A 25,096-nucleotide genomic window follows, 5' to 3' on the forward strand; every position below is an offset into this window, starting at 1 on the left:
ATATCAGTTAGTTTATATCGCCCAGTAGTTAAATAATAAAAAACCGCCTCTTTTAAGGAAGGCGGTTGTTTATTTAGTAAAGCTAATAGGTAAGCCTACAGCAGATAAGTTGGCATCAGGCCTATTCAATCAAATCGCGTGGGATTTGTGGACGCAACTCTAACCATACTTTACCACTCTCGATACCGTATTTACGCACAGCCATAACCACTTCATCGTGTTTACCTGCTTGCGCTAATAACTTAAGCTGCTCGTAATAGCGTCTAGCTAACTCGCGTGCAGAAGGATGCGAGAAGTAAAAACGGGCAATTTTGTTATATAAGCCTCGAAAACCATTCAAAATCAGCACATAAATGCGATTAGAAGAATGTAAGGCCATTTCATGGTTTAAGTTATAATCAAACTCGGCAAAAGCTTCAGCAGTATCAGCCAACGTTTCTGCATCCGTTAGGGCATCAATCACTTGTTGCTGATGCGTTTTAATCGCACCACGGATGTAAATTGCACTAATATTGGTGCGCGCGGATAACAGCTCATCCACTAAATCTGGCATACGCTCTTCATCTAAACGCGCCAAAGTTTCTAAGATGTTTAAACCGGACGTTTCCCAAAAGTTATTCACTTTCGTGGGCTTGCCATGCTGAATCGTTAACCAGCCATCTCGTGCTAAACGCTGCAAAACTTCACGTAACGTGGTTCGAGTAACACCAATTAACTCCGACAGTTCACGTTCCGCAGGTAAAATTGAACCTGGTGCAAACTTCCCGTTCCAAATGGAATCGACAATATATTCTTCTGCAAAGCCTGCTGGGCTTTGCGCTTTAATCAGGTTGGTCATGCGGAGTGATCCGTCTCAATAAGGTCAGCAAAAAATAATCCACTGATTGTACCAGAGACCAAGCAGTTAACAAGTAATCGAATGAAATTCGCTATTCACTGAAATAGACGTAGGTTGTGTATTTGGTTGAAATACCTTAGATTAGCTGCCTTTGTTTAATTCTTACCTGCGGACATTGCTATGTTTCGAGCCTTAAAGACTGTTTCTGTGCAACGTTGGCCCTGGTTAGTTTTAGCGCTCAGCGCCTTACTGTTGCTGCTCGCAGGGCTCTATTTTCAATATCAACTCAACTATCAACCTTGCATTAAATGTATTTATGTCAGAGTAGCCTTTTTTGGTATTATGCTAGCCGCCTTGTTAGTGACTATTGCACCCAAGCAAGCATTTTTACGTTATCTTGGTGTATGTTTAGGCGGTGCCGCTGCCGTTTATGGCGTGCTGCAGGCACATGAACTGGTTAACATTGAACAGGTATTAGCCAGTGGCGGTTTTACCACCTGTGCGCTTTTTGCTAATTTTCCGACCTGGTTGGCCTTAGATAGCTGGTTTCCTGCGCTTTTCGCGGTTACCGGAACCTGTGGAGGCGTTGATTGGCAGTTTGTAGGACTAAGTATGGCAGAATGGAGCCGTTTTATTTTAGCGGTATATGGGCTTATTCATTTGCTAGTGTTTATTAGCCAATTAACTAAACCTAACAAAAACCCTTATCTTTGAGCCTGTCGCTGTAATAAAACTGAAAAACCTTACGCCGCACAATTGCCGTCAGTAAAACGAAAAAGCTAGCGAACATACGCTAGCTTTTTTATTACTCTCAGCCATACATTAGGCAATTAAACTCAAGCAACACGCTGACAAGGCAAAGGTATCTGCTATTAAACCTTATAATCACTTATCAGTTTGTCTAATTCCGCAGCCAAGGCCGTTAAACGTTCACTGGTTTCAGTGGCACTGCGTGTACCTACTGCAGTCTCTTCTGTTACCACCACAATTTGATGCACGTTCTCGTTAATCGCCCCAGACACATGGGTTTGCTCTTCGGCAGCAGTAGCAATTTGCGCATTCATATTGTTAATGGTATTTACTGCAGTACTGATCTGATTTAACGCGACTTCTACTTGGCGAATTTCGTCAACACTGCTCTGGCTACTTTGTTTAAGATTACTAATAAGCTCAATCGCACCTTTAATACCGGCTTGCAAGCGCTGAATCATTTGCTGAATTTCTTGGGTACTCTTTTGCGTACGGCTAGCTAATGTACGCACTTCATCGGCAACTACGGCAAATCCTCGGCCTGCCTCACCCGCACGAGCGGCTTCAATGGCAGCATTTAATGCCAACAAGTTGGTTTGTTCCGCAATACTGCGGATCACATCCAATACGCCACCAATACTGTCTGATTCTTTGCTTAAGTCAGCAATAACCGAGACACCGTGAGTCACCTGCTCGGCTAAACCATCAATCACACGTACGGTTTTTAATAAGGTTTGCTTAGAATTACCAACCAGATCCTCAGCATCGGCAGCGGCACCTGACGCACGCATCGCGCTGTCTGCGACTTCCGTTGCTGACGCGGCCATTTCATTCATCGCCGTGGCGACTTGATCACTTTCTGATTGCTGCCGCTGTACCCCTAGCTCAGCTTTACGCATAATCTTATTAAGCTCAGTGGCACTCACATTTAAGGTTGAGGTTGAACCTGCAACTTGCGCGACTAAATCACGCACTTGACTCGCAAAACGGTTAAACGCTTGAGCTAATTGGGAGAGTTCATCATCACCATTTACCGCCAGACGATGGCGCAAATCCCCGCCGCCTTGGGCAATATCTGTCATGGCACTAACGGCCGATTTTAATGGCGTAATAATACTGCGTACAACAACTAACGCTAACAACATGATGGCAATCAACGCGATAACCGCAGCACTCACCGAACTCCACAAACTGGTGGTTTGCGATTCATCGGCACGCGCTTGCATCACCGCCACTTGCTTGTCCAAACCATCAATCCAAAAACCGGTGCCTAACATTAAATTCCATTTTGTGAGTTCTTCGGCATACCCTAACTTGGGATCGGTAGTACCCGTTTCAGCATTATTCCAATGATAGTACAAATACCCTTTACCGCTGGTTGCGGCATCCCATAAACCGCGGATCACTTCAACGCCGTTGGGATCTTTTAAATCCATTAAATTGCGTCCTTGCAGAGCAGGATTGGCCGCATGCACGACGTTAACGCCTTGTTTATCGTAAACAAAGAAGTACCCCATACTGCCGCTATCGTCGAAGCGTAATTGACGAAGGATTTCCAAGGCCTGATTTTTTATCTCGGGATTACTTGCCGCATCGGGCGCGTTATATAAATGGGCAATGGCACTTCTGCCTAATTGCAGATAGTTTTTAATGACGGCTTGTTGGTTTTGCTGAAACATATCTTCAAAACCAGCAACGCTTTGCTGACCTAGTTGTTTAGTTTGGTACAAACTAAAACTGACCAGAAAAATAGCGAGTAATGTGCTGGGTAATAATGCCAGCAGCAATATGCGAGTTTGGATAGTTAAATTTGCCATAGAACGTTCTCAGTTAGCGGATTATTATTGCATCACCGTTGATTATAATGAATGTTTGAAAAATCGCTTGAAAACAATGCATAAATTTACTTGAATGCGTTTCAGTCAAACGACAGGTTGCCCAAAACGGCAAGGGTGCGATAAATAGCAAAGGCGCAAAAGTGGCCGAAAGACATAGCTGTTATTTGGTACGTTGTATCTGCTATAACAGGCGCTAAGAAACACCAGCAAGAACAGCGTATGCTGTTCTTGCTAAACAGCGCTTAAACGATGGCGAGTAACTCAACATCAAACACTAACGTACTAAACGGCGCAATGGCATTGCCAGCACCACGTTCACCATACGCTAAATTATGCGGTACATATAAGCGCAGCTTGCTGCCAACCGCCATTAATTGTAACGCTTCGGTCCAACCCGCGATCACGCCTGATACAGGGAACTCGGCCGGTTCACCGCGTTGGTATGAACTATCAAACACAGTACCATCGATCAGCGTACCATGGTAATGGGTGCGAACGGTATCCGATACGGTTGGTTTGGTGCCTTCAGCGGCCACTAACACTTCGTATTGTAAACCAGATGCCGTTACTGTCACTTCAGCACGCTTGGCATTTTCAGTTAAAAATAACTCACCCGCTTCGGCTAAAGCAGCAGATTTTTCAGATTCAGCAGCTTGCATGCGCTCACTGATCACCATAAAAGCAGCACGAATTTGCTCATCAGTTACTTCAGGTTCTTGCTCCTGGTAAGCCGCGGCTAACCCTGCAGCGACCGCAGTAATATCTAATCCATCAAAGGGTCTGTCAGCCAGTTGCTGGCCCATTTGTAGACCAATTCCGTAACTCGCGTGCTGTTCTAAAGTGGTAAATTTTGACATAACGTTCACTTATGATTGGCTGATCTTGTTAGTAAGACCAGAATTAAAAAGGAAGCATATTTTACGCTATCAAGGCGCAGAAGTCTCGTATAGGTGCAGTAGTTGTTGCCAAACAGCTCTAACTTGCTGTTCATCAGCAGCATTCAGCTCACCTTGCATAATGGCCTGTTGTAAACTTGCAGCAACATTACCGGTAATCTGCTCAACATCAAAAGGTTGCTCACTCACTTGTAAGGTACCGACAACTAAGTCAACGTGACCACGTAAATAACCGGCAGCAAAAAGTTCATCATCTGTAGCAACAGGCACTAATTGATCAAAATAGTCAGCTGCATGCTGAATAAAATGCGTGGTTTGAACAAGCTCATTCATCGTTTTTGTCATCCTCATAGCCTAGGCGATACATCACATAATCGTTGTAACCGGTCAGTACACTCAGCAGCCCCTGTAATTCGCGATCCAACGCCATATCACCGGTATCCGCCAATAATGGCCGTCCACCCAATTGCTGTAATTTCGTTTTAGTGGCCAACAATATAATATTGTCTCGGCCGATGGCGCGAATAACGGCGGGAGAAAGCTGTTGATTACCGCGACCAAATACATGGCCTTGGCCACCAATTAGCGTAATTAATAATTTGCTTGGATAGGCTGCTACCAAGTCAAGTAACTGGCTGGCCGTGACATCTTTTGCCAGCAATTGACCATTTTCAATCACATCTACCCCTAACAGGGTATTCTCTAGCCCTAATTCAGCCATCACCGCAGCCACGGTTGATCCAGATCCCATCACATAGCGCACATTCTCTTGCATTTGGCCAACCACGTAGGCCGCTAAGTCATCTAATACGAGCTCTTCAGATTCTTTACCGGCCATTTTTACGCTTTGCACATACCGCAACTCGGCCGGAATACGCATTTCACCATAACGGCGCGCTTTGACGACACCTTGACGAAAGGCGATCTCGTCAATATCCATTACCGCAGCCTCTTGTTGACTGACGAGCTCACCTGCAACCAGTTTTGCCAGCAATTTTCCAGCGGCCAACGGCGATATGGCATAAACACCCGAATGGATTTTACAGCCCGCGGGGATCCCCAGCACCGTGGTGCGATCGCCGACAATATGACAAATATTGCGCGCTGTACCATCACCACCGGCAAATAACAATAGATCTATCCCCTGCTCTGCCAGCAGCGCAGCCGCCTGCTCGGTATCGTTGGCAGTGGTAGGAGCGGCAGGTGGCACATAGCATACCTCGACATTAAAACCGAGTTCATGACACAAGGCTGCGCCCATTTCGCCTGCTACCGTGACAATATGAACGCGCTCGCGCAATGGCAATAATTGACTTAAACACACGCGGGCACGCTGCTCTGCCATCGGCACCGCACCCAATGATAACGCTTGCTCTGCAAGATCATCGCTGCCTTTTAAGCCAACACTGCCGCCCAAACCCGCCAGTGGATTAATAATAAGGCCTAACCGAAACGGTTTTATCATTTGCATTTACTGCCCAAACTGCTTAACCAAAACTGGCTAAGTGTACTGTTTTCGTTGTGTATAGTGTACCTGCTCAGCAGCAGCTTGCCCAGTAGCACCCTTCGCATTTGAGCCAAAGACCGTTTCGAGACAATGCCTACTAAAAGCAAGTCATGTCATTAATTTGCTGCATTGCCCTGTTGCAACCGCTAACACACTGCTCTACATTAAGGCTCATTTTTACCCTTATAAGGGCATACTATGCTGCCTCTGACCGAGCAATTTAACCAACAACAACACGCATTTTTTCGCGAGCCTTATCCCAGCATAGCCAGTCGCCAGCAACGGCTACAAACATTAGCGCTCGCCTTAAAGCAGCACACCACAGCGTTATGCGAAGCAGTCTCGGCCGATTTTGGCCAACGTAGTATTGCCGAAACGCGCTTGTTAGAAATCGCACCGACCTTGCAAGGACTGCATTATCAATTAGCCCATTTAAAACGCTGGATGCGCCCAGAGAAACGGCACGTTCATTATACGTTTGCACCGGCCAGTAACTACGTTATGGCCCAGCCATTGGGAGTAGTTGGTATTATCGTGCCATGGAATTATCCAATCTTTTTGGCATTAAGCCCGCTAATGGCTGCCCTTGCCGCGGGTAATCAGGTGATGCTGAAATTGTCTGAGTTTACACCTGCGACCAATCAGGTTTTACGCACGTTATGCCAGCAGGCGCTTGGCGATTGTGTCAGCATTATCGAAGGCGATGCACAGGTTGCCGCTGAGTTTGCAGCACTGCCATTTGATCATCTTTTATTCACGGGCTCCACTGCAGTAGGCTATAAAGTGATGCAAGCCGCGGCAAAAAATTTAACTCCAGTGACATTAGAGTTAGGGGGCAAAAGCCCCGTATTAATTGCGCCAGATGCCAATATTGCCACCATGACAGAGCGCCTATTGTTTGGTAAAACGGCCAATGCCGGCCAAACCTGCGTTGCCCCCGATTACGTGTTAGTTCCCCGAGCATTACAAGATGCGCTTGTCTCACAATTAAAAGCCGACTTTGCGCGTTTTTATCCAAACTTTCCAGATACACCGGATTACAGTGCCATTATTAATACACGCCAATATCAACGCTTGCAGGCGCTGTTGAGGCAAGCCCAAGCAGCCGGTGCCGAGGTGATCCCGTGTTATACCGCGACAACAGGGATGAACAATACTGACAACGTAAAGGGTTCAGAAGACGTCAACGAAGCAAAGCGCATTATACCGCTAACCTTGATTTTAAACGCGCCAGATGACAGCCCTATACTGAAGGAAGAAATTTTTGGCCCGCTGTTACCGATTATTCCATATGATGATATCGCAGACGCTATCGATTACATCCGGCAACGCCCCAAACCGTTAGCAATTTATGTGATAAGCGATAATCAGCCGCTGATTGAGCGCGTATTAACACAGGTGCAAGCAGGCGGTGTTTGTATTAATGATACCTTACTGCATGTTGCCCAAGACGATTTACCTTTCGGTGGCATTGGCCCCTCAGGTTTGGGCAACTACCATGGCCCTGAGGGATTTAAACGCTTCTCTCATATCAAAGCTGTGCACAAAAAAGGTCGCTTCAGTAGCAGCCGCTTTATTTATCCACCCTTTGATCGCCCGTTATTCCGTGCTTTACTCAATTGGTTAAGCCGTTAATGGGTAATCTCTAGGATTGATTGAGTCGCTAACGGATAAAGCGGCTTACTGGTTCAGCAATGCCTTGCTTACGCCGCTGACTGGCTAAATTGCGAAGTTGTGAAGCTACTAAGTTGCGAAGTTGCGAAGTTGCGAAGTTGCGAAGCAATATAGCGTCGCACAGATAAATAGCTAATTTAAGCAGCACGCGGCATCTGCCGCGGTAAGCTTAAGGCTAACACCATGGCGAAACCGGCGGCGAGCGCAGCTAACACATACGTCTGGCTAGCACCACTACCATTTTGCCAACTGATACCTGATACATAGGCGCCAATAGCGCCGCCGCCCCCATAAATAATGCCAGCATAAAACGCCTGACCACGCCCGCGCTGTGCTTTTGGAAAAAACTGCTGAATAAACTGCATGGCACAACTGTGCGCAATAGCAAAACTTCCAGCATGCAATAGCATACTGAGCCCCAGCACCAGCGGAATATGGGCATAAAACGCCACAATTAACCAGCGAAGCGCGGTTAAGCCATAACACCAAGCCAATAGTGTCCGAAATCGATAACGCCCTAAAATACGCCCTGCATAGTAAAATGCCACAATCTCAGCCAGTACCGCCACGCCGATAAACAAGCCGGTTACCGTGCCCGAATAGCCAAGATCACGACTGTACAGTGTAAAAAAGCCATAATAGGGGGCAAAACTCATTTGTAATAACAACGCCGCACCCATAAACAGCCATAGGACTTTGCTGGAAAATAGCTCGCGAAACGACATCTTGCGCTGCGTTGTTGAAGTCAGTGTTGGCACAGCCGGTAAATTTAACAGGCTAATAAAGAGCAGTACTAAAAACAGGGTGGCCGTGGCAGGCATAAACTCGCTGCCCCAATGCTGATAAAGCGCGCCACCCAGCATCACTAAAATAATATAGCCCACACTGCCAAAGGTACGGATTTTACTGTAAGCCCCTGCATCATCATTTAATGCATGAAAGGTACACACTTCTAATTGCGGTAAAATCGCGGTCCAAAAAAAGCTAAACAGGGCAAAGCCTAAGAGTAATGGCCAATACCCGGCATCAATGAAACTGGAAAACCAGGCTAAAATCGCCACCAAAGCCCCAATTCGCATAATTCGTAAGGGGTTAGCGGTGCGATCGGCTAACGTACCCCACAAGGCAGGACCCACAATACGGGTAGCGGTCACTAAGGCCAGTAATAAGCCAATTTGCGCCGAGTCATAGCCCCGACCATCTAAGAACAGCCCAAAATAAGGCACAAAAATGCCTAACACACCAAAATAAGCAAAATAAGCCAGCGAAAGTGCTGGCTTGATAGATAAAGTTAGCAAGGATAACTCGTTATTTAGGTGCTAATTGGCGAGCAACAGCAGCGATATCGGGTGTTGCAACCTGAACATGCGCATTTTGCGCCCGATGCCGTAGCAGATGATCCAGTAACACGATGGCTAACATTGCTTCCGCTACTGGAACCGCGCGGATCCCCACACAAGGATCATGCCGGCCTTTCGTCACAATATCAACTACTTCACCGGAGGTGTTAATACTTTTACCGGGAACGCTAATGCTTGATGTCGGTTTAAGGGCCATACTCACCAGTAGGTCTTGGCCACTGGAAATACCGCCCAAAGTGCCGCCAGCGTGGTTTGCGCTAAATCCCTCTGGTGTAAGTTCATCTCGACCGACAGAACCCAATTGTTCTACCACCGCGAACCCATCACCAATTTCAACCGCTTTAACGGCATTGATACTCATCATCGCATGGGCAATATCGGCATCTAACCGATCAAACACCGGTTCCCCCAGCCCAACTGGCATGCCAGTGGCGATAACGTTGACGCGTGCGCCAACAGAATCGCCCGCTTTTTTCAGCTGACGCATATACTCATCTAACTCGGCTATTTTGCTTGGATCTGGGAAGAAAAACGGGTTCGTCTCTACGCTTTCCCATTGCAATTGCTCGGCTTTAATGGGCCCTAACTGCGCTAGATAACCCCGAATTTCGATACCGCAATGCAGCTTTAAATACTTTTTGGCGATGGCGCCTGCAGCGACTCTGATCGCGGTTTCCCGCGCCGATGAGCGGCCACCACCTCGGTAATCACGCAAACCAAATTTATGCCAGTACGTATAATCCGCATGACCGGGCCGAAATTGCGCTTGAATAGTGGAATAATCTTGTGAACGTTGATCCGTATTTTCTATCAGTAAACCAATACTAGCTCCCGTAGTCGTGTCATTAAAAACACCTGACAAAATCTTTACGCAATCTTCTTCACGGCGCGCGGTGGTATAGCGCGAGGTCCCTGGCTTACGACGATCCAAATCTAATTGCAAATCGTCAACCGTCAATGTCATCCCTGGTGGGCAACCATCAATCACGCCACCAATGGCCGGACCATGACTTTCGCCAAAGGTGGTGACCTTAAAGATTTGCCCAATACTATTACCTGCCATCGCTATTCCTACCTATCTTAACTTACTCACGTCGATAACGTTTTACTCGGCTTGCGCAAACGCCTGTTGATGTGCCAAGAGATCCTGTTTACTGATAGCAAACACGCCTAAGCCACCCGCTTTAAATTCAAGCCAACGAAATGGGACGTCTGGATATCTATACTGCAATTCAACCATACTATTGCCAACTTCACAAACTAAAATACCGTGCTCGGTTAGATGGGCTGCCGCGTTTGACAAGATGTGTCGTGTTAGGGCTAAGCCATCGTGACCTGACGCTAACCCGAGTTCGGGTTCATGACGATATTCATCCGGTAAGTCGGCCATGTCTTCTGCATCAACATAAGGTGGATTAGTCACAATTAAATCGTATTGCTGGCCATTAAGCGCCGCAAACCCATCAGATAACACCGGAAATACCCGCTCGTGCAGTTGGTGCTCGCTAATATTCATATCCGCTACAGTGAGTGCATCTTCGCTTATATCAACAGCATCAACTTGGGCATCAGGAAACGCATAGGCACACGCAATCGCAATGCAGCCAGAACCTGTGCACAAATCTAAAATGAATTGTGGCGAGTTTGTCTCAGGTAACACCGACGCAAATTTATCTTGAATCAGCTCGCCAATGGGTGAACGTGGAATTAATACCCGTTCATCAACATAGAACGGTAAATTACAAAAATAGGCTTGATGGGTCAGGTAAGCTGCTGGGATCCGCTGTTCGATGCGTTGTTGCAGTAAAGCGACAAAGGCAGCACGCTCAGGTCGATCTAGCTTCACAGGTAATAACTTATCATCGGTAAACGGGGGTAAGTACATCACATGAGCTAATAACACAGCAGCTTCATCCCACGCATTATCGGTGCCATGACCAAAATAGACGCCTGCTTGATGAAAACGACTTACGGCCCAACGTAACCAATCGTGAACAGTAATCAGATCATGCAACGTATGTTGCAGGTGTTCGGGATCAAAAGATGATAGCGGCTGCTCAGACATGGTATGCTGCACTCCAAAATTCAGATAAAAGTTGTTAACGTTCGCGCATGCAGAAAAAAAATCCCCCTGCGGTTACCGCAGACTCAGGCCCCCGCAATAACGCGGACCAAGATGAGTTTTTGCTATTTCGAGACTATGTTGCTGGCACCCGACCGCTTAAGCAAGACAAGATAGCGCCTGTTGCCACACGCAGCAAGCAAAAACGCCCCACCCTGCCCAGTAACAGCCTGACTGCTGAAAAGCTGTTCTTTTTTTCCGACGAGTTTGAAATTTTTGCCGAGACGCAAGGCACATTATCCTATGTACAAAACGGCGATGATCCCCATCTAGCGGGACGCTTGCGTCGCGGTGAATTAGCGCCACAAGTGGTATTGGATTTACATGGCATGACAGCGCAACAAGCGAAAACTGAACTTGCGGGGCTATTACAGTATTGTGAACAACAGCAATTTAACTGCGCTTGCGTGGTGCACGGCAAGGGCTTAGGTATTTTAGCGAAAAAGGTACCAAATTGGCTTATTCAGCATCCTAACGTCCGCGCTTTTCATACCGCCCCCCGTAGTTGGGGCAAACATGGCGCATTGTTATTATTACTAAAAATTAATCAAAGCACTGAGCAACAATTTCGTGATCTTCCAGAACGTTAAACGTAACGCACATTAATGCCGTTTCATCCGGTTATCGTTCACAAAGTTGCAAAATTTTAGCATCCATTATTTAAGCGCCAATACACTCAGCTCAAGGGGCGAATTGCGTTCCAGTAATTTACCGCCACGGCTGGGCTCATAATCAATACAATAAAGTGCGGCAGGGCTAAAAATGGGCATTTGCCCAGGCTGCGTAAATGCTTCAACCAAAAAGCTGACTAACGGCATGTGCGAAATGAGCAACACGCGAGCGTGTGGCTGTTCCGCGAGCAAGCTGTCCACCTGTTGTTGCACCTGTATAGCGGATCCCTCAGGTACTAATTCAGACATTACATGCTGTTGAGTACTTCTGGGCTGCGAGCTGAGCATCAGTTCCGCCGTTTCACGCGTGCGCACATAAGGGCTCACCCAGACATAATCGAAAGCCGCGTACGTGTTCGCCAGCCACTGTGCCATCTGTTGCACATCGCTGCAACCTTGAGACGTCAAGGTGCGCACACGATCGTCTGCAGCAAGCGCTTGCGCTTCGCCGTGACGCATGATGACCACATTTACCATGAAAGTGTTACCATACTGCTGTGTTTGTCCTGTTCTGTCGACGGTTTAACAAATAAGCATGCGACAGGTGAAAATTGTGCGCTATGATAAAGAAAGTCTAAGGTTAGTGTAACTGCTATTAAAGCATAAGATTACTACTGGTTATTACTTATCGCTATGAAACGTGGTTCATCACGCACTGCACAAATAAGGATACCCCTTGCAAAACGCTGAGCTCATCAAAAGTCCCAACGATCCCAAGCAGTATCATTATCAATTACTGACTAACGGTTTAGCTGTGCTGGTAGTTCACCAAGCGGATAGCGAAAAAAGTGCCGCAGCGTTAACGATTAATGTCGGACATTTTGACGATCCTGCGGAACGCGAGGGATTGTCACACTTTTTAGAACATATGTTATTTTTGGGATCGGCACATTATCCTGACGCGGGCGGCTTTCAACAATTTATTAGTGAGCATGGTGGTAGCCATAACGCATGGACCGGTAGCGAGCATAGTCATTTTTATTTTGATGTTGAACATCCCTCGTTTAGCGAAGGGCTAGCACGCTTTGCGGATATGTTTAGTGCACCTTTATTTACCGAGCAGTATGTTGAAAAGGAACGGCAATCTATAGAAGCAGAGTTTTCGATGAAACTCAAAGATGACAGCCGCCGCATTTACCAAGTCCATAAAGAAACCATCAATCCAGCGCATCCTTTTGCCAAATTTTCTGTGGGTAACGCCCACACATTGGCCGACTTACCGCATGAAACCTTACAAGCGGCAGTAAGCCGGTTTTATCAAGAACAATACAGTGCTGCGCGGATGACCCTGTGCTTGGTAAGTAATCAGCCCTTAGCGGAGCTGATCGCGCTTGCCACACACCACTTTGCTCAATTGCCTGCACACTTGCCTGCAAAGCGCCCTTTGACCACCCCATTATATTTGGCCGAGCAGCAGGCGATACAACTTAATATACAACCGCATAAAAGCAGTAGCCGGTTAGTGGTAAGCTTTGCCCTGCCAGATATTCAACCTTGGTATCCTTATAAATTAGTCAGTTTTTTAGCACATTTGCTCGGAGACGAGGGCGAACATTCACTGTTGGCTTATTTAAAGGGGCGTGAGTTAGTCAATCAACTCAGCGCAGGGGGCGGTATTGATGGCAGTAATTATAAAGATTTTACCATTGCGTTTGAATTAACTGCCGCTGGCCGTGCCCACTATCGCGATATTGTTGCAGCCTTATTTAGCAAACTGCATTTATTGGCACAAACGCCCTTTCCTACGGCACTTTTTTTAGAGCGCCAACGCCTGCTAAATTGGTCATTTCAATTTTTCGAACCCACCACTGCATTGCAAACTGCTGGCGATTTATCCCTTAACATGCAGCATTATCCGGTAAACGATATTGTGTATGGTGATTATCGAATGGAATTGCCGCCACCGCACTTGTACCAGCAACTGTTAGCGTATTTTCACAGTGATAATATGCGTCTTATGCTGGTGGCTGATGATGTGGTTACCACAAAAGAGGCGCGCTGGTATCACACGCCTTACAGTGTCGAGTCTTTACCCGCAAGCTGGCTGCAGCAGTTAAACTCACAACCGCTGAAACCGGCCTTACAGTTACCGCAACCCAATCCATACTTGCAAACAGAGCTGTCCTTAATTCCCGTTGCCACACATATGGCACGGGCCGAACAACTTTACGTCGATGAGGGATTGTCCCTTTGGTATAAAGCGGATACCGATTTTCATACACCCAAAGGCCATATTTTTTTACAGCTTGCTTTACCAAATAGTAGCCAAACACTCCAGCAATTAGCCGCAAGTCGGCTGTGGGTTGAGCTAGTACTAGATCGTTTTAATGAAAAACTCTATGCCGCAACCACCGCTGGCCTTAATTACTTTATTCATGTGCATCGGCAAGGGATCAGTATTCAAACATCGGGACTCACCGCTAACCAATTACAATTATTAGCTGACATTTTACAGCAACTACCCGATCCGCACTTTAACGAGCAACGCTTTCATGAATTAAAACAACAACTTTGCCGACACTGGGAAAATAGTAGCAAGAACAAACCCGTTGCTCGATTGTTTAGTCAGTTGTCAGCATTACTGCAGCCGCTGAATCCCGAACTCACTGTATTGCAAACGACTTTACAGGCTTTAAACTTTGCCGATTTTCAGCACTTTTTACAGCCCCTATTGCAACAACAGCATGTTGAAGCACTGTTAGTCGGTAACTGGCCACGCTCAGCAGCACAGGCGTTACAAAACCAATTGCATCACTGGCAACAGCAACAAGCCAGCACGGGTAAAGCTCTGGCGATGAGCCAACGTAGTATTGCTAATTTAGGCCCTGTTTGGTTAACGAGCCTACCCGAGGGGCAAAGTGATCATGCATTAGTTATTTATTTGGCGGCACTCGAAAAAACGCCAGAACAAATGGCGTGCTTTATGTTGGCAAACCACGTGATGTCTCCGCGTTACTTTCATCAACTACGCACCGAGCAACAACTGGGCTATTTGGTTGGTACAGGCTATGTGCCCATTAATACCTTGCCAGGATTGGCGTTTTATGTGCAATCGCCCCACTCTCCCGCTGCGATGTTGTACGAGGCTACTGTCGCGTTTTTTAACGGATTTTTACAACAAGTCCATCAACTGGAGCCTGCTGAATTTGCAGTCTTTAAACAAGGGCTGTTAACGCAATTAGCAGAACGCGACACCAGCCTAAGTGCCAGAGCCAAACGGTTATGGCTCGCCTTGGGTCAAGGTGATTATGAATTTAGTTTAACTGAACGGATCCAACAGGCGTTGCATGAGCTGTCGCAACAGACGTTTATCCTCTTTTTAGAAAAATTGCTCGCAGCCGACTATGATGTGCTTTTTTTAGCCACCGATGCGGCACCATCGCATAGTTATGTTAAAGCAATGAATAAACATCAATTACTGTCGACATTAAAGGTGCAAAATGCTTTTGACAGTGTGTCGAAATCTGGTTAACGTAGCTCAATGAGTAGTATAAAAAAAATAATAACGTGCACTTTAAAAAATTTATTCTTTGTAGCCTGATTTTATTGGCTTTTTGTACATGGCCCGTGCGTGCAGCCCTACAATGGGACACCCTACAACCTTACCTTTTTCACGCTTTGTTGGCGTTATCGGTTGTGGGTTTATTGCTGGCACAATTTAGCCTGCAACGCATGCGAAAATACCATAAAGCACTTGCCAAAAGTGAAGAGCGTTTACGCTTATCCATTTGGGGCAGCGGCGATGAATTATGGGACTGGAATCTTGAAACCGGCGAGCTTTATCGCTCAAGTGCCTGGCTAGATCCTATTGCCACGCCAAGCCATACCCAGGATTTCCCGCCAAATAAAAGCGTTATTCATCCTCAAGACTTAGATCGCGTTAGCCATGCACTTTCGCAACATTTAGCCGCTAATAGCCCATTTTTTGAAGCCAGTTATCGGTTAAAAACCTCAGATGACAGCTACATTTGGGTATTAGATCGCGGCAAAGTGGTCGCGTATAATTCAGATGGCAAAGCTGGTCGCATGACCGGTACCTTAAAAAACATCAGTCAATTAAAAGAAGCCGAAGCGCGTATGCAGCTCTTTGCGCGCTGCCTAGAAAATATTTCTGATGCAGTAATCATTTGTGATACTAAATTTACCATAATTGAAGTTAACCCCGCCTATAGCGTTATTACCGGTAAACACCGTGAAGAAGTATTACAGACACGTTTTCAATTAACACTGTATCCCCCGCGCTTTATGCAAGATATTGAGAAAACACTGGTAAAAAATAGCCGTTGGAGTGGCGAGATCCGTGAGCTAAAAACCAATGGCGAATATTATCAAGCCGAACTTACATTTGATGTAATCAAAGATGAACAAGGTAGTATCACGCAATATGTCGCGGTGTTTTCTGATATCTCCGATCGGAAAAAACGTGAAGCGGAATTAAGCCGTTTGGCAAACAGTGATACCCTGACTGGCCTGCCAAACCGTGCTGTATTTATGACTAAATTGGCCAGCTTAGTGAGTAACAGCACCGAACATGCGCTGCTGGTGTTTGATTTAGATAATTTTAAAAAGATTAATGATTCTCTGGGGCATGAATTAGGCGATACCCTGCTATGCAAACTGGCAGAGCGTCTGCATCACAATAAATTGTTCCGTCAAAAACTGTATCGATTAGGGGGCGATGAGTTTGCTATTTTGTTAGATAACACGAACGACATCCATGCTATTACCAGTTTAGCGAAAACCTTAATTGATCAAATCAATAAGCCTTTCGCCGTTGATCAACATGAACTGGTGGTGACCAGCAGTATTGGTATCGTGTTGTTTCCTGAAGATGGTAAAGATCCACAAGCCCTGCTTCGTAATGCCGACACCGCGATGTACCATGCCAAAAGTGCCGGTGCTAATCGTTATCTGTTTTTCAACGACACCATGAATAAACAGGCGGTAAAACGCTTACAAATTGAAAACTTGATCCGCCATGGCTTAAAAGAAGATTATTTTACCGTTTATTATCAACCCAAAATGGATATGCTTAGCGGTAAAGTGGTTGGCATGGAAGCGTTAGTGCGCTTTATTACACCAAAAGGTGGGGTAATAAGCCCGGGGAGTTTTATCCCCGTCGCCGAGGAAACGGGACAAATTGTTGATATCGGCACGGTTGTATTACGTAAAGCCTGCTTGGATGTAAAACGCTGGCTTGATCAAGGCTTATTTAATGGTCGGGTGGCAGTGAATCTTTCAGCCAAACAATTTATGCTGCCCTTTCTGTGTGATCAAATTGATGACATTTTACAGCAAACCAACTTGGCATCGTATCATTTAGAACTTGAGATCACCGAGGGTACGGTAATGCAATCGCCCACGCTGGCGATTGACACCATGAAAAAACTTCGTGCACGCGGCATTCATTTAGCTATGGACGATTTTGGCACTGGCTATTCCTCTTTAGCCTATTTAAAACAGTTCCCGCTCAATACCCTGAAAATCGATAAGGCGTTTATTGATGATATGAGCAGTGCTCGCGGTCGTAATATGGTGGATACGATTGTCACGATAGCGCACAACTTAAGTTTAAGCGTTGTTGCTGAGGGCGTTGAAACGCTTGAACAATTGGAGCAGCTACGCAAATTACGCTGCGAAATTATTCAAGGGTATTATTACAGTAAACCGCTTTCTGCCGACGACTTTGCGGCCTTTTTAATGGCACAAAAAAAGCAGCGGCAACCTCAGCTGTATGTTTCTTAACACACCTAACGTTAACAACAGCGATTATTTGCTTTGTTTAAGCCATAAAAAAAGCCCGTTAGGGCTTTTTATTCGGTGTCGGTTTCGACATAAGAAAAATCGTCTGAACCATCGGCAATACGTTTTTTGCCAAATACCGTGTGAAATTTCCGCTTTTCAGCCACGCGCTGCTTGTATTTAAGCCAGGTTTTTTCAAACACCGAAGTGGCCTCAGATTCACCACGACATACGCGTAAGAACTGTTGTTCTTCTTCGTTAATCGGCTCACGTGAACCTTGCTCCAATTGTTGCATTGCTAAACCATGTTTCTCTAACAAATTACCTTCTGCTAGAGTAAAGCGCCCGGACCGGGTAAAGCCACGTGGGAAATTCCGGTCATCGAAAAAGCGACGATTAGCGACAAAACTTTGCTGCATCACTTTTTTCCTCTCATGTCGTTGAATATCAAGCCAGCCAGTTTAAACTGTGCGGAGTATGGTTAACAAAATTACTGTCGTAAAACAAAAATTTTTTATCGTTACGACAAATTTAATTAAGGGCGCATTTTGGATACTGAGTTACTGAAAACCTTTCTGGAAGTCCAGCGTACTCGCCATTTTGGCAAAGCGGCAGAAAATCTATATTTAACCCAATCTGCGGTGAGTTTTCGGATCCGACAACTTGAACAACTGCTTGGGGTAAATCTGTTTGTTCGGTATCGAAACAATATTCAATTAACAGCAGCAGGCGAACGATTACTGCCGCACGCGCAAACAATGCTGTCGGCATTACACCTCGCGCGACAGGATGTTGCATTGAGTTTACAGCAAGCACGCCAAATCTCTCTGGCTGCTCCCACCAGTATCTGGGATGCGTTTTTACAACCGATTTTCTTGGCCGTACAACAACAAAAACCAGAATTATTTTGGCGTACCGATACCCTTAACCGCGAACTTATTACGCGCCATTTGCTAGAACATCAAATAGATCTTGCGGTGGTGTTTGATCCCCCAAAAACAGATGACATAAGTGTCGAGAAATTGGCAGATGTAACCTTACTCGCGGTGAGTAGCCCTGTAATAGACAACGCTAACGCTAGCGCCAGCCAGCCGTACTGCTATATAGACTGGGGAAGCCATTTCGACATACAACATGCTCGACATGGTTATGAGCAAGCACCAATCATCTTACGCAGTAGTAGTGCACAATTAGCCGTAAATTGGCTACTGACAACGTCAGGCTATGCCTACTTACCAAGGACTATGATTACAGAGCATCTTAAAACGGGTCGCTTAGTTGCGCATCATGACGCCCCACAGATCACGTTAGCACTGTACGCTGCACATTTGAGTGACAATCAATTTAATCAGGAATTACAATCTGTCGTAGCCGGTCTAAAGCAGCAGGTAGCTGAGGTGTTCCAGTCTTGATGTGTTGCTAAAAAAAAATGAGCCAACGCTTATGCGTTTCTCGCGATGATAAAAGCCTAACAATCGTGAACTTAACGTTTTGGCCTAAAGCGTTATGGCCTAAAGATAGTGTCGTTTTTAGCACGCGCTCGTTGAATAGCTAAGCGTTTATAACTGTTAAATAAGGGTAACAGTAAGGGACCTGTAAAAAATGCCGCTATAGCCCATTGTAGCGCGCGCATCCCATTGCGCAGCGCCGCAATGTAAACCCCCACTACCACCATTAGCCATACAACTGGAAATACCAACACCTTTTCCCACCTTTTAACACTTGAATATGTTGTTAATGAGGCCACACGCGTATAAAAACGCACTAACCCTTTTGCTCAACGTTTACTAACAAACAGGTTAAACACCCAGTAAGCACGAAAACGCACTTTATAGTGTTATTTTAACAGAAAGTATCGCAGTAGACTGTTAATCTTTAGTCGAATTTATGTACAAAAAAAGAGCCAAGCGGCTCTTTTTTTGAGGGTACACACGCGGTGCGACCGAGAAACCTAATACACCTTACACGTAAAAGCGCTCGCCTTGCTCTGCCATTTTTAATAATAACGGACAGGGGGTAAAACGCGATCCGAAACGGGTTTCTAACTGCCGTAACGTTGCAACCACGTTATTTACGCCAAGGGTATCTATATAGCGGAACGGGCCTCCTAAAAACGGTGGAAAGCCAATGCCGAAAATAGCGCCAATATCGCCATCACGAGCCGACGCAATAATTCCTTCCTCCAAACAACGCACTGCTTCGTTGAGCATTTGTGCCGTACACCGACTGGCAATATCTTCTGCACGTAAACTTGGTGAAGCAGTAACACCCAGCACCTGATATACCGCCTCATCGACTTGCTTTTTACCTTTTTTCGCCGCTTTGCCGTAGAGATAAAACCCTTTCTCGGTTTTTTTGCCTTTACGGCCATCGGCTAACAACTTGTCAAACGCAGCCGGTGCGGCAAATCGCTCGCCTAACTCGGTGGTTAAAATAGGCGAAATTTTCGCACCTACATCAATACCTACCTCATCCAGCAAAGTGACCGGGCCAACGGGGAAGCCAAACTTAACTAGGGCTTTATCAATCTTCTCAACCGGTTCACCACCCAATAAGATGTTAGCCGCTTCATTCATATACAGCGCTAAAATACGATTGACATAAAAACCGGCGCCGTCTTTTACCACAATCGGCGTTTTACCTTGTTTACGGGCAAAAGCTACCGTAGTCGCAATGGTGGTAGCCGAGGTTTTCTCGTGCGCAATGACTTCGACTAATGGCATTTTATCCACTGGCGAAAAATAATGTAGGCCAATAACGTTTTCAGGACGCTGCGCTTTTTCAGCAATTTTATGGATCGGTAACGAGCTGGTATTACTGGCAAAAATGGTCTGCTCGCCACAATGCTGTTCAATATCGGCTACCATGCGTTGTTTAAGATCGAGATCCTCAAAGACCGCTTCAACAACGATATCCACATCGTGAAAACCGCTATAATCGGTGGTACCAGTAATTTTTAACAATTGCTGTTGCATCTCAGCTTTGCTGATAAAGCGCTTTTTGAATTTTTTATTAAGAAGATCGAAACTGTACTTCAATGCATGGCTAATACCTTGCTCCGAAATATCTTTGATGCGTACCGGGATATTGGCTTTTGTTGCAGTAACATTGGCAATACCACCGCCCATTAATCCCCCACCCAATACCGCCGCTTTACGCACTTTACGCGGCAAGGTGTCACCAGCACCTGACTCTTTTTTCATTTGAGTCGTCGCAAAGAAGATACTGCGAAGTGCAGCCGACTCTTTACTCATACACAATTCGCCAAAGGCTTTTGCTTCAGCGGCCAAGCCTTTTACATAGCCTTGCTCTACACCGGTTTGAATAACCTCAAGTATTTTTAGCGCAGCGGGATAGTTACCATGCGTTTTTGCCAACGTCTGTTTAGTTGCTTGTGAGAACACTAGTTTGCGCCCAGGCGCAGTATTCTCTAACAACGTATTTAATAAACTGCGTTTTTTCTTTACTGCTTTTGGTTTGCCTGCCAGCGCTTTTTTTACTGCAGCGTCTAACAGAATACTTTCAGGGACAACTTCGTCCACTAAGCCTAATTTTTTAGCTTGAGCCGCACGTAATTGCTTACCGGTTAGGATCATATCTAAGGCTTTTTGTACGCCAACCAGCGAAGGAAGACGCTGGGTACCGCCACTGCCAGGAAGTAACCCTAATTGCACTTCCGGCAAACCTAACACCGTTTTCGGACTGCTAGTGGCGATGCGCGCATGACACGCCATGGCTAATTCTAAACCGCCCCCTAAACACGGGCCATGAATTGCCGCAACGACGGGTAAACGTAACTGCGCAATACGATCAAACATTTGCTGCCCCATTTGGGCAATAGTGGTAGCCTGCTCTGCTGAGGTACACGTATCCAACATACTGATGTCGGCACCCGCAATAAACGAGTCTTTTTTGCCACTGATAAACACTACCCCTTTCAAGGTGGTATCACTGGTAATTTGTTTTAAGATTTGCTCAATTTCATCAGCAAAAGAGGCTTTGAGCACATTCATGCTCTCGCCAGGAATGTCCATCGTCAAGATAGCAACGTTGTCTTCCCGTACGCTTAATGAAAAACTGTTTGCGCGTTGTTCACTCATTATTCTGTCTCCACAATCATCGCTGCACCTAAGCCACCCGCGGCACAAGCGGTGGTTAAGCCAATACCTCCTCCGCGGCGATTTAATTCATTTAACGTTTGAACAATTAACCGCGTGCCCGTTGCAGCAAACGGGTGACCATAGGCTAAAGAGCCGCCGTTAACATTAAACTTGTCCATATCAATATCGCCGATAGCCTGATCTCTGCCCAATTTTTCTTGCGCAAATTTACGACTGCTAAACATTTTTACATTGGCTAAGGCTTGTGCAGCGAACGCTTCATGCATTTCAATTAGCGTGAGATCGGCTAAGGTTAACCCCGCACGGTCAAGCGCTATTGGCGTGGCATACGAGGGGCCCATTAACATATCGTCATACACACCAATGGCCGCAAAAGCATAGCTACGAATATAGCCCAGTGGCTTATAGCCTAACGCTTTAGCACGGCTCTCGGTCATCATAAGTACGGCTGAAGCACCATCTGTAAGCGGTGTGCTGGTGGCAGCGGTCACGGTGCCGTGTACACGATCAAATACCGGTTTTAACTTGGCATAAGACTCTAATTTTGACTCTAAACGGATGTTGTTATCCATTTGCAAAAAGCGACTGTAAGGCTCAACATGCGCGGTCATCACTTCACCCGCTAATTTACCCGATTGCCAAGCGGCCGCTGCTAACGTGTGCGAGCGATGCGCCATCTCATCTTGTGATGCACGGCTAATACCATGGGTTTTTGCCATTTGTTCAGCCGTATCGCCCATAGATAGCCCAGTGCTGTATTCCGCCACTGCCGGCGGCACAGGGAATAAATCTTTTAAGCCTAAACGGCGAAAGATAGCCAGTTTTTGGCCGAAGGTTCTGGCCTTGTTTAAATCAACCAGCGCGCGCGCCAACTTTTTACTGACACCTATCGGCAAAACAGAACTGGAGTCCGCACCACCGGCAATACCAATTTGCGTGATCCCCGCCATCATAGATTCAGCAATATTCGCTACCGACTGAAAGCTGGTGGCACACGCCCGCGAGATACTGTAGGCATCGGTGTGCACCGACATGCCCGTGCCTAACACAATTTCACGGGCAATATTTGGCGCTTCGGGCATTTGCACAACTTGGCCATATACCACTTGTTCAACTAGCGCGGGATCTAATTCAGAACGAATTAAAAGCTCATTAACGACTAATTTGCCTAAATCAAGCGCAGAGACACCATGAAACTCGGTCGCTTGTTTGGCAAAAGGCGTGCGTAGCCCGGCGACGATCGCAATGCGTTCGCCTTGGCGAGTGGTTAATTTTATTGGCGCGGCCATAGTATTCCTCGTTTGCTGTGTTAGGTAGTATTACAGGTCAGACCTCTACAAGATGCTTCGATTGTAACCACTGTCAGCAAAAATTAAAACAGTTGTTTTAAAACTTCTGCGACAACGGGATCGATTTAAACCTCTTGTTTTCTTTAATCAGGAACCTTATAAAGGTTTTATCGTCAAAGCGATGCGATAAAATCGGGAAATCCTAACGCATGGCAGTAAACACCATTGACAGGGTTAAGCGAGTTATCTATCGCGGTAGAGACTTACTCATTTTGTTCAACATAAGATAAATAATTATGGTTCAGGCATTTGCATCGTTAAAATCTTACCTTGATAGTCAGGTTCTTGGGCAACCGGCCCTTACCGAAGGGATCTTGCTGGCTTTACTGGCAAATGGTCATTTACTGGTAGAAGGACCTCCGGGCTTAGCTAAAACCCGCGCGGTCAATGCCTTGGCACAAGGTGTCGAAGGCGAATTTCATCGCATACAATTTACCCCCGATTTGCTACCTGCTGACTTAACCGGTACTGACATCTATCGTCCTGAAACAGGTCAATTTTCTTTTCAATCTGGGCCTCTGTTTCACAATATTATCTTAGCAGATGAAATCAACCGTGCGCCGGCTAAAGTGCAATCGGCACTCTTAGAAGCTATGGCTGAAAAGCAAGTTACCGTAGGTCGTAATACCTATAAATTGCCGGAATTGTTTTTGGTGATGGCCACCCAAAACCCCTTAGAGCAAGAAGGCACTTATCCGTTACCAGAAGCACAGTTAGACCGCTTTTTACTGCATTTAAAAGTAGATTATCCAGACAGCAAAACCGAATTGGCCATTTTACGTTTAACCCGTGCCGAGGCGCGCCATGATGCCAGTTTGGCTGCACCAAAAATTAGTCAAACGGACATCTTTGCCGCAAGACAGGCTATTTTATCGCTGCACCTAGCCGAGAGTTTAGAGCAATATATTGTGCAGCTAATTATGGCAAGCCGCCAACCGGCAGCCTACAGTGCAAAATTATCGAATTGGATCGCCTATGGCGCCAGCCCGCGCGCCACCATTGCACTTGATCGCTGCGCACGCGCACGCGCGTGGTTGGCCGGGCGCGATTTTGTTACGCCCGAAGACATTCAAGCGGTATTTCATAATGTACTGCGGCATCGTCTCATTTTAACCTACAGCGCTGAAGCAGAAGGCATTAACACTGATCAGGTGTTGGATGAGATTTTACAACTCGTTGCCGTACCCTAAATGCCCATGCTAAATGCCGATATGTTGTCATGGCTTACTACGCTTCAAGCCAATGGTGTAACGCTGGCGTTACCTGAGCTGTTGGCCTATCAGCGCCATACGCAATGCTTAGATATTGCCCCTAAAATGGCAATTCAAAGCAAGCTGGCAGGTACTTATCTGGCGAAAAGTAAAGGCCGAGGCATGGAGTTTGACGAAGTCAGACATTATCAACCGGGCGATGACGTAAGAGCCATCGATTGGCGCGTCACTGCACGTACCGGTAAAGTACACACTAAACTGTTTCGAGAAGAAAAAGAACGCCCTGTCTTTGTATTAACCGATTTAAGCGACTCGATGCGTTTTGGCTCCACGTTGTTGTTAAAATCTGTGCAAGCGGCGCATTTAGCGGCAATCATTGCGTGGCATAGCAAGGCGCAAGGTGACAAATTAGCAGGCTTAGTGTTTAGCCAACACCACCACAGATTGTTAAAACCTGCCAGCCGAACACGGGGGGTGCTGCGCTATTTACAAGCACTGATTGAAGTTCATCAAGCAGACACTCACCAGCACGAAACCGTCGAACCTGCAGTGCCATTAACCTTAGCCCACGCCTTAGCAGAGTTACGGCGTTTGCTTCGGCCAGGGAGTTTGCTCTTTATTGTTTCGGATTTTAGCCAATTAGATGCTGAAGCCTTACGGCATTTACAATTGATCTGCCAACACAATGAAGTGCATTGTTGTCATATATTCGATCCCTTAGAGCAACAAATTCCGCACATGGCTAAGGGCACCGCATTGGTCAGCGCTCAGCAAGAAACTGTTGCCGTTCACTTAGGCGATAACGCTATCCGTAACCGTTATCAACAGCAACAAACTGAGGTGACTCATCGGGTAAAGCAACAATTACATCAATTAGGGTGTCGCTATTTAACCTTCAGCAGTGCAGTCCCTTTGCTTAATCAATTAACGTTACCCGTGCGTTAAAACAGGGTGAACGAATTGAACAGGAATGCTATGTTAACATTGATATTATCTTCATTGCCTTGCCACAGGGT

Annotated in this window: 21 protein-coding genes; 8 read left to right on the forward strand and 13 right to left on the reverse strand. The window is 46.2% G+C overall.

Annotated features, from left to right (window positions below):
• Positions 1–121: 121 nt before the first annotated feature.
• The gene (gene fadR / locus IE070_RS09010; RefSeq protein WP_189482655.1) at positions 122–838 is read right to left on the reverse strand and encodes a fatty acid metabolism transcriptional regulator FadR; all 717 of its coding nucleotides are present in this window, start codon (positions 836–838) and stop codon (positions 122–124) included.
• Positions 839–1,018: 180 nt separating this feature from the next.
• On the opposite strand from fadR, the gene dsbB reads away from it, so the two are divergent.
• Positions 1,019–1,552, forward strand: coding sequence for a disulfide bond formation protein DsbB (dsbB, locus tag IE070_RS09015; protein ID WP_189482657.1), 534 nt, complete (start codon positions 1,019–1,021; stop codon positions 1,550–1,552).
• A gap of 158 nt (positions 1,553–1,710) precedes the next feature.
• Here the strand turns inward: dsbB and IE070_RS09020 are convergent, their stop codons facing one another.
• The 4 genes from IE070_RS09020 to IE070_RS09035 form a co-directional block, all read right to left on the reverse strand.
• Positions 1,711–3,405 carry a methyl-accepting chemotaxis protein gene (locus tag IE070_RS09020; RefSeq protein WP_189482659.1) on the reverse strand — a complete coding sequence of 565 codons (1,695 nt, stop codon included), beginning with the start codon at positions 3,403–3,405 and terminating at the stop codon, positions 1,711–1,713.
• 263 nt (positions 3,406–3,668) lie between these two features.
• Positions 3,669–4,283, reverse strand: a complete 615-nt coding sequence (bamJ, locus tag IE070_RS09025) for a BamJ family beta-barrel-assembly machinery protein (protein ID WP_189482661.1) — start codon at positions 4,281–4,283, stop codon at positions 3,669–3,671.
• 69 nt (positions 4,284–4,352) lie between these two features.
• A complete protein-coding gene (locus IE070_RS09030) occupies positions 4,353–4,655 on the reverse strand; it encodes a YfcL family protein (RefSeq protein ID WP_189482663.1) in 303 nt (100 codons plus the stop codon).
• Positions 4,648–5,787 (reverse strand): ATP-NAD kinase family protein, encoded by a 1,140-nt coding sequence (locus IE070_RS09035; RefSeq protein WP_189482665.1) that lies wholly within the window; start codon positions 5,785–5,787, stop codon positions 4,648–4,650. The genes IE070_RS09030 and IE070_RS09035 overlap by 8 nt, the downstream gene beginning before the upstream one ends.
• Before the next feature lie 240 nt (positions 5,788–6,027).
• Between IE070_RS09035 and IE070_RS09040 the strand changes: the two genes are divergently transcribed.
• The gene (locus IE070_RS09040) at positions 6,028–7,464 is read left to right on the forward strand and encodes a coniferyl aldehyde dehydrogenase (protein WP_189482668.1); all 1,437 of its coding nucleotides are present in this window, start codon (positions 6,028–6,030) and stop codon (positions 7,462–7,464) included.
• A gap of 176 nt (positions 7,465–7,640) precedes the next feature.
• Here the strand turns inward: IE070_RS09040 and IE070_RS09045 are convergent, their stop codons facing one another.
• From IE070_RS09045 to prmB, 3 genes are read right to left on the reverse strand one after another with little or no spacing between them, the layout of a single operon-like run.
• Positions 7,641–8,801, reverse strand: coding sequence for an MFS transporter (locus IE070_RS09045; protein WP_189482670.1), 1,161 nt, complete (start codon positions 8,799–8,801; stop codon positions 7,641–7,643).
• A 10-nt stretch (positions 8,802–8,811) separates the two neighbouring features.
• A complete protein-coding gene (gene aroC / locus IE070_RS09050) occupies positions 8,812–9,927 on the reverse strand; it encodes a chorismate synthase (RefSeq protein WP_189482672.1) in 1,116 nt (371 codons plus the stop codon).
• A 42-nt stretch (positions 9,928–9,969) separates the two neighbouring features.
• Complete coding sequence (gene prmB, locus IE070_RS09055) at positions 9,970–10,929, reverse strand: 50S ribosomal protein L3 N(5)-glutamine methyltransferase (protein ID WP_189482674.1); 960 nt, start codon at positions 10,927–10,929, stop codon at positions 9,970–9,972.
• A 47-nt stretch (positions 10,930–10,976) separates the two neighbouring features.
• Here prmB and smrB point away from each other — a divergent pair, with 47 nt between their 5' ends.
• The gene (gene smrB / locus IE070_RS09060; RefSeq protein WP_189482676.1) at positions 10,977–11,576 is read left to right on the forward strand and encodes an endonuclease SmrB; all 600 of its coding nucleotides are present in this window, start codon (positions 10,977–10,979) and stop codon (positions 11,574–11,576) included.
• A gap of 66 nt (positions 11,577–11,642) precedes the next feature.
• On the opposite strand, the gene sixA is transcribed toward smrB, so the two are convergent.
• Positions 11,643–12,116: a phosphohistidine phosphatase SixA gene (gene sixA, locus IE070_RS09065; RefSeq protein WP_229797004.1), complete on the reverse strand. Its 474-nt coding sequence runs from the start codon at positions 12,114–12,116 to the stop codon at positions 11,643–11,645.
• 217 nt (positions 12,117–12,333) lie between these two features.
• On the opposite strand from sixA, the gene IE070_RS09070 reads away from it, so the two are divergent.
• Both IE070_RS09070 and IE070_RS09075 read left to right on the forward strand, forming a co-directional pair.
• Positions 12,334–15,129 carry an insulinase family protein gene (locus IE070_RS09070; RefSeq protein WP_189482679.1) on the forward strand — a complete coding sequence of 932 codons (2,796 nt, stop codon included), beginning with the start codon at positions 12,334–12,336 and terminating at the stop codon, positions 15,127–15,129.
• Positions 15,130–15,329: 200 nt separating this feature from the next.
• Positions 15,330–17,402, forward strand: coding sequence for a putative bifunctional diguanylate cyclase/phosphodiesterase (locus tag IE070_RS09075; RefSeq protein WP_189483032.1), 2,073 nt, complete (start codon positions 15,330–15,332; stop codon positions 17,400–17,402).
• A 68-nt stretch (positions 17,403–17,470) separates the two neighbouring features.
• Here IE070_RS09075 and IE070_RS09080 read toward each other — a convergent pair whose 3' ends face one another.
• Positions 17,471–17,818: a MaoP family protein gene (locus tag IE070_RS09080; RefSeq protein ID WP_189482681.1), complete on the reverse strand. Its 348-nt coding sequence runs from the start codon at positions 17,816–17,818 to the stop codon at positions 17,471–17,473.
• 129 nt (positions 17,819–17,947) lie between these two features.
• Between IE070_RS09080 and IE070_RS09085 the strand changes: the two genes are divergently transcribed.
• Positions 17,948–18,811, forward strand: a complete 864-nt coding sequence (locus tag IE070_RS09085; protein WP_189482683.1) for a LysR family transcriptional regulator — start codon at positions 17,948–17,950, stop codon at positions 18,809–18,811.
• 92 nt (positions 18,812–18,903) lie between these two features.
• On the opposite strand, the gene IE070_RS09090 is transcribed toward IE070_RS09085, so the two are convergent.
• The 3 genes from IE070_RS09090 to fadI form a co-directional block, all read right to left on the reverse strand.
• Positions 18,904–19,101, reverse strand: a complete 198-nt coding sequence (locus tag IE070_RS09090) for a hypothetical protein (RefSeq protein ID WP_189482685.1) — start codon at positions 19,099–19,101, stop codon at positions 18,904–18,906.
• A 259-nt stretch (positions 19,102–19,360) separates the two neighbouring features.
• Positions 19,361–21,499, reverse strand: coding sequence for a fatty acid oxidation complex subunit alpha FadJ (gene fadJ / locus IE070_RS09095; protein WP_189482687.1), 2,139 nt, complete (start codon positions 21,497–21,499; stop codon positions 19,361–19,363).
• Entirely contained in the window at positions 21,499–22,809 is a 1,311-nt protein-coding gene (gene fadI, locus IE070_RS09100; protein WP_189482689.1) for an acetyl-CoA C-acyltransferase FadI, read from the reverse strand. The genes fadJ and fadI overlap by 1 nt, the downstream gene beginning before the upstream one ends.
• 296 nt (positions 22,810–23,105) lie before the next feature.
• Here fadI and IE070_RS09105 point away from each other — a divergent pair, with 296 nt between their 5' ends.
• On the forward strand, positions 23,106–24,059 hold the full coding sequence (locus tag IE070_RS09105) for an AAA family ATPase (protein WP_189482691.1): 954 nt from the start codon (positions 23,106–23,108) through the stop codon (positions 24,057–24,059).
• Positions 24,060–25,025, forward strand: coding sequence for a DUF58 domain-containing protein (locus IE070_RS09110; protein ID WP_229797005.1), 966 nt, complete (start codon positions 24,060–24,062; stop codon positions 25,023–25,025).
• Positions 25,026–25,096 lie beyond the last annotated feature (71 nt).

The organism is Alishewanella tabrizica, assembly GCF_014652375.1.
Taxonomy (GTDB): Bacteria; Pseudomonadota; Gammaproteobacteria; order Enterobacterales; family Alteromonadaceae; genus Alishewanella; species Alishewanella tabrizica.

What these genes read in the sequence shown, in the direction of transcription:
- IE070_RS09075 (WP_189483032.1), top strand. Translation starts at nt 15,330, where the DNA reads ATGCGAAAATACCATAAAGCACTTGCCAAAAGTGAAGAGCGTTTACGC.
- IE070_RS09080 (WP_189482681.1), bottom strand. Translation starts at nt 17,818, where the DNA reads ATGCAGCAAAGTTTTGTCGCTAATCGTCGCTTTTTCGATGACCGGAAT.
- fadR (WP_189482655.1), bottom strand. Translation starts at nt 838, where the DNA reads ATGACCAACCTGATTAAAGCGCAAAGCCCAGCAGGCTTTGCAGAAGAA.
- prmB (WP_189482674.1), bottom strand. Translation starts at nt 10,929, where the DNA reads ATGTCTGAGCAGCCGCTATCATCTTTTGATCCCGAACACCTGCAACAT.
- IE070_RS09035 (WP_189482665.1), bottom strand. Translation starts at nt 5,787, where the DNA reads ATGATAAAACCGTTTCGGTTAGGCCTTATTATTAATCCACTGGCGGGT.
- fadI (WP_189482689.1), bottom strand. Translation starts at nt 22,809, where the DNA reads ATGGCCGCGCCAATAAAATTAACCACTCGCCAAGGCGAACGCATTGCG.
- smrB (WP_189482676.1), top strand. Translation starts at nt 10,977, where the DNA reads ATGCAGAAAAAAAATCCCCCTGCGGTTACCGCAGACTCAGGCCCCCGC.
- sixA (WP_229797004.1), bottom strand. Translation starts at nt 12,116, where the DNA reads ATGCGTCACGGCGAAGCGCAAGCGCTTGCTGCAGACGATCGTGTGCGC.
- IE070_RS09030 (WP_189482663.1), bottom strand. Translation starts at nt 4,655, where the DNA reads ATGAATGAGCTTGTTCAAACCACGCATTTTATTCAGCATGCAGCTGAC.
- dsbB (WP_189482657.1), top strand. Translation starts at nt 1,019, where the DNA reads ATGTTTCGAGCCTTAAAGACTGTTTCTGTGCAACGTTGGCCCTGGTTA.
- IE070_RS09020 (WP_189482659.1), bottom strand. Translation starts at nt 3,405, where the DNA reads ATGGCAAATTTAACTATCCAAACTCGCATATTGCTGCTGGCATTATTA.
- IE070_RS09110 (WP_229797005.1), top strand. Translation starts at nt 24,060, where the DNA reads ATGCCCATGCTAAATGCCGATATGTTGTCATGGCTTACTACGCTTCAA.
- IE070_RS09105 (WP_189482691.1), top strand. Translation starts at nt 23,106, where the DNA reads ATGGTTCAGGCATTTGCATCGTTAAAATCTTACCTTGATAGTCAGGTT.
- IE070_RS09040 (WP_189482668.1), top strand. Translation starts at nt 6,028, where the DNA reads ATGCTGCCTCTGACCGAGCAATTTAACCAACAACAACACGCATTTTTT.
- aroC (WP_189482672.1), bottom strand. Translation starts at nt 9,927, where the DNA reads ATGGCAGGTAATAGTATTGGGCAAATCTTTAAGGTCACCACCTTTGGC.
- fadJ (WP_189482687.1), bottom strand. Translation starts at nt 21,499, where the DNA reads ATGAGTGAACAACGCGCAAACAGTTTTTCATTAAGCGTACGGGAAGAC.
- bamJ (WP_189482661.1), bottom strand. Translation starts at nt 4,283, where the DNA reads ATGTCAAAATTTACCACTTTAGAACAGCACGCGAGTTACGGAATTGGT.